This is a genomic window from Frankia sp. R82 (genome assembly GCF_023716925.1).
Classification (GTDB): Bacteria; Actinomycetota; Actinomycetes; order Frankiales; family Frankiaceae; genus Frankia.
Genome location: NZ_JAMQQG010000007.1, coordinates 63,593 through 71,432 on the forward strand (window position 1 = coordinate 63,593; position 7,840 = coordinate 71,432).

Annotated in this window: 4 protein-coding genes; 1 reads left to right on the top strand and 3 read right to left on the bottom strand. The window is 73.5% G+C overall.

The window, feature by feature from the left end; genetic code table 11:
* Positions 1-10 precede the first annotated feature (10 nt).
* Genes ND747_RS03130 through ND747_RS03140 form a run of 3 tightly spaced genes read right to left on the bottom strand, consistent with a single transcriptional unit; the run spans position 11 to position 7,552 of the window.
* Positions 11-4,726 carry an alpha-(1->3)-arabinofuranosyltransferase family protein gene (locus ND747_RS03130; protein ID WP_251731607.1) on the bottom strand — a complete coding sequence of 1,572 codons (4,716 nt, stop codon included), beginning with the start codon at positions 4,724-4,726 and terminating at the stop codon, positions 11-13.
* 16 nt (positions 4,727-4,742) lie between these two features.
* Positions 4,743-6,074, bottom strand: a complete 1,332-nt coding sequence (locus ND747_RS03135; protein WP_251731608.1) for a glycosyltransferase family 4 protein — start codon at positions 6,072-6,074, stop codon at positions 4,743-4,745.
* Positions 6,071-7,552, bottom strand: a complete 1,482-nt coding sequence (locus ND747_RS03140) for a hypothetical protein (RefSeq protein WP_251731609.1) — start codon at positions 7,550-7,552, stop codon at positions 6,071-6,073. Before ND747_RS03140 ends, ND747_RS03135 begins: the two co-directional genes overlap by 4 nt.
* A gap of 4 nt (positions 7,553-7,556) precedes the next feature.
* Here ND747_RS03140 and ND747_RS03145 point away from each other — a divergent pair, with 4 nt between their 5' ends.
* Complete coding sequence (locus ND747_RS03145; RefSeq protein ID WP_251731611.1) at positions 7,557-7,739, top strand: hypothetical protein; 183 nt, start codon at positions 7,557-7,559, stop codon at positions 7,737-7,739.
* Positions 7,740-7,840: the final 101 nt, after the last annotated feature.

The window sequence follows — 7,840 nt, forward strand, 5'->3', positions numbered from 1 at the left end:
AGCGCCGCTGTCAGGGCGCAGGGCGGCGCCGGCCCTGCAGAACGGTCACCAGCTGATCCGCGGCCAACAGCAGCACCGTCAGCCAGGACACCATCGCGACCCGCCCGAAGGAGGACACCCAGTCGCCGTTCGTCGGCAGCGCATGGCGGTCCTGCACCTCGAGCACGTACAGCGCGCTCACGCCAAGACACACCGCCGGCCCGATCCGGGTCAGCCAGCGCCCGCGTGGGACGAGCAGCGCCACCATGGTCGCGCACGCCACCACCAGACCCGCCGGCAGCGACACGAGCAGAGTGGACAGGGCGCCGGCGCCGACCGCCGCGGCCAGGGCCGTGCGCAGCTCGACCCGGCCGGACGTCTCGGCCTGCCACGGATCCAGCGTGGGCAGGTCGGGGCGGGACGGACGGGTGTCCAGCCCCCGCCGTTGCCGCCGGCGCGTGGTGATCACCAGCAGGGCGAGGAAGAACACGATGGTCACCGCGGACAGCACCAGGCAATATCGGACGATCCGCTGTGGCGCCCAGGTGATGGTCACGGTGAAGGTGCTGGCGGTCGGGGCGATCCGCCAGCCGTTGGCGTAGCCGTCGATCAGACGCGGCGCGCCGGCATCCGACCCGTTCACGGTCGCGTGCCAGCCAGGGGAGAGGCTCTGACCGAGTACCAGCCAGAACGGCGTGCCCGGACTCGCCCCGGTGACGGTGGCCCGGTACGAGGTGGCTGTCGTCGACTGAACGCTGACCTGCGGCTCGGCGGCGCCCTGGGGAGCGGTCACGCTCTGCCCGTCGGTCTCGGCCCCGGTGTCGCCGGCGCCCAGCCACGGGCCGCCGCCGGAGTCGGAGGCGAACAACAGCCGGTCGAGGTCAAGGCCGAGTCCCGCGCCGTCGCCGGTGCGGACCACGTGCTGGCCGGGACCGAGCGTGATGGCGCCACCGCAGGTCGACACCCGCAGGCCGAGGCGGTTCACCGCGTCCGCGCTGGAGCCGTCAACCCGCACGCCGATCGGCTGACCGTCCACGCTGAGCAGGTCGTAGCGGCAGGTCCCGGGCAGCTGCGCGGGCAGCAGGGCGGTCGTGCCCCCCGGCGCAGCGGCCGTGCCGGAGGCCGCGCCAGCGCCGGTTGCGGGCAGGCCGGGCAGGCCGGGCAGGCCGATCTCGGCGATGCCGACGGGCATCGCCAGCGAGGAGCGGCTGATCGGGTCGAGGCTTTTCACCGTGCGGGTGTCCTCGACGACGAACCGCCAGGTGCTGCCGGTGGTGGCGGGGAAGGACAGGGCGACCTGCCGGGTGCCGCCTCGCTGGCTCGTGTCGCTGACCGGCGGCACGGTGACCGACCCGACGGTGCGACCGTCGACGATCACGCCGATCCGGGTCGGCACCGAGTGCCGACCGTCCGCGACCATCGACATCGTCACCGTCTGCGCGGTGACCGGCGACGGCGAGGCCACCTGGATCCACGAGCCGGCCTGATCCCCGATCCCGGGGCTCCACACGGTGGCCGGATCGCCGTCGAACGCGCTGGAGGCACGGTCCGCGACGGCGCCGGGCAGCCGGCCGGACGAGGTGACCACCGGCAGGGTCGACGGGCGGCCCAGGGTCTGGTCGATGACGGCGTCCGCGGCGTAGGCGGAGACGCGGGCGGTGCCGGTGAGGGCGAACGTCCGCGTGGTCGGCAGGTCGAAGGAGCGGGCGATCACCGACTCGGTGTCGGACTTGAACGGCTCCGCCGGGTTGGCGCGGTCCCGCGACATCTGCAGGGCGAGCCGGTGCCCGATCGACGAGGCGCCGGCCGCGGTGAGGGTGTCGCTGGGCATCCGCAGCACCTCGTCGGCCGTCAGCGCCTTCCCGTCGGCCCCGGGAATGTCCACCTCGGCGAAGCCGACCGCGGACACGCCGTCGTAGGTGCGCTGGCGGCCGGTGTTCGTGCCGTCCACCCGGATGTGCAGGGTGCGAAACGTCCGGGCGGGGAAGGTGATGGTCTGGCCGGCCGCGGTGCGCGAGGACGGGTCGAGGTCGACGGTGACCGGACTGCCGCCGTCGAACGTCAGCGTCGCCCGGGTGATCCACCGGTTGCGCGGCCCGGTCAGTGGCTGGACGAGGCGGAGGTGGTCGGTGGTGGTCGGCGTGGAGAGGGTGGCCTGCCACTGCTCACCGGTCGGGTCGGTGAAGGCGCCGACCCGCCAGGCGGTGGCGAGGTCACCGTCGATGCCGCGGGTCGGCCGGTCCCAGGGTGCATAGGAGAACGTGTTGCCGTAGTTCGACGCGGTGACCGCCGCGACCCGCGCCGGGGTGCCGGGTGCGGTCAGCGACATCGTCGTCTCGTCGGCCGTCGTCTCGCCGGGGAACAGGTCCAGCCGGTTGTCGTTCGGGTCCCGGGTCAGCGGGGCGACGCCGGGCTGTTCCACATAGCCGAAGTTCTCCCGTACTCCCGTCCACCGTTCGGCCCGCAGCCGGTTGGTGTCGGAGACCAGCAGATCGGCGCCGTCGTCCAGGGCCTGCCTGAGCTCCTGGGGATGGGCGGCGAGTTCGGGTGCGTACAGGATCGCCCGGTGCTGTGCGATCGGGCCGGCGAGCAGGCCCGAGGCGGCGGCGTCGACGAGTGCCTCCGCGTTGCCGCTGACGAGCAGGGGACGGGAGGTGCTGGCGGTGCGCACCGTCGCGCTGGTGCCCGAGACGGGGAAGTCGGCCAGGGCCGGGGGGTCGGGCACCGTGGTCCCGGTGCCGAGCGTGATCTCGTCGGTGAACGGGATGCCCGGATCCTCGGCCACCGGCGGTCCGTAGGTCGTCGGGGTGCCGAGGCCCGCGGGGATCTTCGAGGTGAACAGGTCCCAGGTGGTCCGTGGTCGGGGGGTGCGGTAGCGCTCGTAGGCCAGGTTGCTGCGCAGCACCACGTCCCCGGCACCGATGAGCCGGGCGAGGTCGGGGATGGCGGCGGTCTCGAGCACGCCCTCCTGCAACCGGCGGTCGAGCGCCCGGACCAGGTCGACGCTGCCCGCCTCACCGTAGGGGATCAGTTCCCGCACGACCAGCGGCCGGTCCATCAGACCTTCGGTGACCGGGTCGAGGGTGCTGCCCCAGCGATAGTGGGAGAAGTCGGCGCCGGGCAGTTCCAGCACGCGGGCGTCGCCCCCCTTGGCGTCCAGCGCGTTCGCCAGTTCCGTTTCATAGGACGGGACGTTCTCGGGCCGCACCAGCAGCCGGTCGACGAACTGCCCCTGGAACAGCGGCAGCATGTTCACCACGGTCAGGACGACCACGGCGGAGAACGCGACCTGCGGCACGGCCGGGCGCCACCGACTCGCCGCCCGGCCACTCGCCGCCCGGCCGGCGGCGCAGCGCTGCTCGAGCGCCGCGAGACCGCCGGCGAGCAGCACCGACAGGCCGAGGGCCACCATCGGCACCGCGCGTGGCAGCGAGCGCAGCGCAAGTCCCGCCGTCGACCCCTCCGCGAAGTCCTTGAACAGCCGACCCCACGGCGAGGGATCGTCATAGGGGTAGACGCCGACAGCGATCGTCGTGCCCAGCAGGATCAGCGTCACGAAGTAGCCGCGCTGCCCCCAACGGATGGCAGAAGCCGCGACCAGCGCGAGAACCGGCAGCATGAAGCTGACCACGATCAGCCACAGGGTCTGCGTGTACCGGGTCGCCGGGCCGATCCACGGCCCCAGTGCGTCCTGGCCGTAGAAGAACCAGTTACCCAGGCCGCGCAGCACCTCCGAGGCCTGCGAACTGCTCGCCACCGTCTCGATCGTCTCGGTGAAGGCGAGCACGTTCAGCCCGTAGCCGGCCTGGACGTAGAGGCCCGCCATCCACCAGGCCGAGGTGACACAGATCGCGAGCACCGCCCGGGCGCACATCCCGATGGCCGCACCCGGGCGCACCTCCCGGGTGCCCCAGACGGCGAACGGCACCCACAGCAGCGGGGCGAACAGAATGAAGATCAGGCTGGACGCGTTGATGCTGCCGATCGTCGTGACGACCAGGGCGAACGCCGCCGGGAAGCGCCATCCGGTCGGCCGCCAGCCGGCCCGGCCGGGTTCGGCCTCGCGCAGCCCACGCACCGTGATGCCGATCAGCCAGCCCAGCCCCGCGTACGGCAGCAGGATGGCCGAGATCCGCGCCTCGTACTCGAGCACGTAGGGGGAGAGCATGTAGCCGAGCGCGGCGACGAAGGCGAACCGGTCCGGCCAGCGGAACGACCGCAGCAGGAACAGCACCCCGGCGCCCGCGCCGAACAGGATCGAGCCGGTCCACAGCCGCTGGGCCACCCAGTCGGGCAGCCCGACGACCTGGGCCACCCAGTAGAACAGGCCCTGCGGGTACAGGTAGCCGATGTTCTGGTGGGTGACCGTGCCCATGCCGATCGCCGGGTCCCACATGGAGACCGCGCGGCGCAGCATCCGACCCGGGTCGAGGTACAGGTAGGCCTTGGTGTCCGCGCCGATCTTGCCTGGCGCCGTGGCCAGCAGCGGCAGATAGGCCAGCGCGGCGAGCACCACCGTCGGCCAGGACGGCCAGAACCGCCCGGACGGCCAGACCCGTCTCGCCAGACCGCGCCGACCGGCGGACGCGGCACCGTCGGCCGGCAGCGAACCGTCGGCCGGCAGCGCGCCATCGGTGGTCTGGGTGGAGTCGGTGGTCTGGTCGGCGTGGTCGGCCGGCGCGGAGTGGGCGTCCGGCCCGTGGCCACCGGGCGAGCCGGTGGCGCCGGACGAGGTGGTCAGGCTCACGAGTGTGTCGGCAGGTTCACCGGCGCCGGCCGGCGGCGGCACCGTCGGCCCGGTGCTGGCGGGCAGCCTCGCGGACCAGGGCGGCGAAGGTGGCACGGGCTGTCTCTGCCCAGGTGAAGGTCGCGGCGTGGGCGAGGGCTCCGGCGGCGAGCCGCCCATGCAGCTCACGGTCGGTGAGCACGCCGGCGAGTGTGCGGCCAAGGTCGGCGGGTTCCACCAGCAGCCCGGTCTCGCCGTCGATGACCGCGTCGGTGTGCCCGGCGATCCTGGTGGCCACGGAGGGGACGCCACACGCCGCTGCCTCGGTGATCGTCATGCCCCAACCCTCTCGGGCGGAGGCCGAGGTCAACACCCAGGCACGCCGGTAGAGCGCGAGCAGTTCGGCGTCGTCGACCCGGCCGACCAGGCGCAGCCACCGCCCCGCACCCGCGGCGGCGATCTTCTTTTCGAGCTCGGGTCGCTCATAGCCCTCGCCGACGATCACCGCCTCCATCGTCGGATGGTCCGCCCGGGCCCGCAGCAGCGCGTCGATGAGGACGTCGAACCGCTTCACCGGCACGAGCCGTCCGACCGAGAGCACCAGCGGATGCGGTGAGCGCTCCCCGGCGGGGGTGTAGGCCGGGTCGATGCCCGGCGGCACCACGGTGATGTTGCGCGGCGGCAGGCCGAGCAGATCGATGATCTCGTGTCGGGACGACTGGGACAGGGTGAGGATCCGGGTCCGCCGGTACATCGGCGGGGCGACCTTGAACTCGACCGTCTCGCCGACCCGGGCGAGTTTCGGCGAGAGCACCATGCGCCACATCTCGGCGTGCACGTGATGCAGGAACACCACCCGGGGGCAGCGGGCCCACATCGGGGAGAAGAACGGCATCCCGTTCCAGATCTCGACCAGGCCGTCCCAGGGCCCGGTGCGTCCCAGCGCGCCGGACAGCGCCGTGCGGGGGAACACCGAGTAGCGTCCCGCCTTGCGCACCACCGAGTACCCGTTGCGCTGGACGGACTCGGGGCACCCGGGGGCCATCGCCGTGCGCAGGCTCACGTCGATGCCGGCCTGCGCCCAGCGCTCGGCCACCTTGTCGGCGTGCAGCTCCGAACCGCCGGACTCGGGGTCGTCCAGGTCCCGCCAGGCCAGCATGTGCACCCGCCGCATCCCCGAGGTCTCGACCAGTTCCTCGAGGCTCGGCGGGCGGGGCACCACCGCCTCGATGCCCGGCGCACCGACCTGCGAGCTCAGCAGGTTCGGCGCCACCTGCGGGCCGACCCCACCGGCGGACGGCAGCAGCAGACGCGCCGGGGTCGGCGGGATGGTCGTGTTCGGGCCGCGCCCATTACTCGAGGTGGTCATGCCTGCACCGTCCGTCCGGTGGGCCGGCCGGTCGACTGCCGGGCCGTGCGGCGGGCCGCGGCCAGCACCGACAGGCCGGTGACCACGGCGAGGACCGCCTGGCAGGCGAGATCTGCCCGGGCGGTCGCGGCCGGGTCACCGTCCGCCCACCACAGCAGTGGGACGGTGACGGCGACCGCAAGCCCCAGGGCCAGCAGGACACCGCGCTCGCCGAGAGCGAGCAGGTAGTGGGTGAACAGCACGGTAGCTCCGAGACAGGTCATCGCCGCGGCCAGAGGGAACAGCGCGCCGGAGGCGTCGGTGAAGCGGGGCCCGAAGGCCAGCGCAAGCAGTGTGTCGGGTGCGACGAGCGCGGCCGTGAGCAGCCCCGCCGCCGGCACCAGCAGTATTGCGATCGTTGCACCCAGTTGATGCAGGGCGTGCTGTCCGAGATGGCGCCGATCGGCCGCCTCCGGTAGCAGGAAGCCGGCCAGCACGACCGCGGCCAGCACCAGGACCTTGCTGGCCACGGACACCGCCGCGTACGACCCCGACCGGCCCGGCGCCAGCCGTCCCTGCATCAGGACGTCGACGTTCTGCAGCACGGCCAACAGCCCGAGTGCGACCAGCGCCGCCCCGACCTCCACGGCCAGCCGCCGGGACGGCACCCCCGCCACCGGCGCCGGGCCCGGATCCACCGCGGGCGGTGCCGGTCCGGGGGTACCGGGGTCGTCCACGGGGGAGGCGGGGCCGTCGGGTCGGGTGATGCCCAGAGCCTGCGGGTGGCGGGCCAGGGCGCGGCGGGTGTGCAGCAGCGCGGCGCACACGCCGCACAGCACACCGAGGGCCGCGCCGGTCTCGGCCAGGCCCGCAAGGACCAGCCCGATCGTGACCGCGGTCTTGATCGTGGCGTCCACCAGCAGGTTTGTGGCCAGCGCGCCGTAGAGCCGGGCGCACTGCAGCAGGCCACGGTCGATGCACAGCAGGCACCATGCCGCCCCGGCGATGATGATCTCGGCGATCCCGCCGGAGCCCGGCAGGGACAGCTCGTGGGCCACCGTGCCCCGCCCCGCGACGGCGAGCACCGCGACCACCAGCACGGTCGCCACCCCGGCCCGGCGAATGCGGCGCACCCAACCGTCCAACAGGTCGTGGCGGCCGGCGTGCTGCCAGATCGTTACTCGACGCACCACGCCGACCAGCAGGGCGCTGCCGGGCATCGACACGACGAAGAAGACCGCGATGAGCTGGGCGACCGCACCGTACGAGCGGGTGCTCATCTGCCGGGCGATGACCAGGGTGACGCCGAGGTTCGCGACGTTCGCCATCAGCCCGGCCGCGGCGAGCGGGACGGCCCCGCGCAGTGCCCCACCCAACCGGGTGTCCGCGCCCGTCAGCCCCGGACGATCAGCAGCCGGCCCGGCACCACAGGCCAGCGGCCCGGCAGACACCGCCGGCCCGGCGTCACTGGCCGGCGAGGCAGGAGCGTGACGGGTCATCACGATGCTCTCCGTCGGCGGACGGCCAGGCGACAGCAGACGGCTCTCCGGCAACCCACGCGGGCGTCCTGCCCCGCGGACCAGCGGGGACAACCTCGGACGGGCCCGCTTCACCCCCGCCTGCGACCGCTTCACCCCCGTGGGGGTGGCCGGTGGCGCCGGGCGCCCGGGGGAGAAGGTCACCTGATCGTCAGAGCCTTGTCGGACGATTCGGACTCGAGGGCGAGGTCGTTGTCGACCATCATCGCGACCAGCTCCTCGAACCCCACCCGCGGCCGCCACCCCAAC